The sequence below is a fragment of the Leifsonia sp. SIMBA_070 genome, assembly GCF_046534635.1.
Lineage (GTDB): Bacteria > Actinomycetota > Actinomycetes > Actinomycetales > Microbacteriaceae > Leifsonia.
Genome location: NZ_JAWRYK010000069.1, coordinates 1 through 370, shown reverse-complemented (window position 1 = coordinate 370; position 370 = coordinate 1). Strand labels below are relative to the sequence as shown.

Sequence of the window (370 nt, the reverse complement as noted above, 5' to 3'; positions counted from 1 at the left end):
CGCGCTTCGGCTCGGCGCTCCGGCCGAAGAGCAGTTGGAGGACGACGGCGTTCTCGGCCCCACACTGAAGGTCACCTACCCCGGTTCCGGCCCGGGCCGGGTCCTGATCCTGGCCCACTACGACACGGTGTGGCCCACGGGCACCCTGGCCGGATGGCCGCTCGCTGAAGGAACAGACCCATCCGGGCGCGCCACACTGAGCGGACCGGGCATCTTTGACATGCAGACCGGCCTCGTTCAGGGCATCTGGGCCCTGAAGCTCCTGACAGACGCAGGCGGTCCCCGCCCTACTGTCACCTTCCTCTTCAATGGCGATGAGGAGATTGGGTCCATTGGCTCCCGCGCCGCCATAGAAAAGGCGGCACAGGAC

Annotated in this window: 1 protein-coding gene; it reads left to right on the top strand. The window is 67.3% G+C overall.

Annotation, left to right across the window (positions count from 1 at the left end; translation table 11 throughout):
- Window positions 1-370 (top strand): M20/M25/M40 family metallo-hydrolase (locus SB754_RS19445; protein ID WP_410784045.1); only part of this gene is annotated, 370 nt, incomplete at both ends.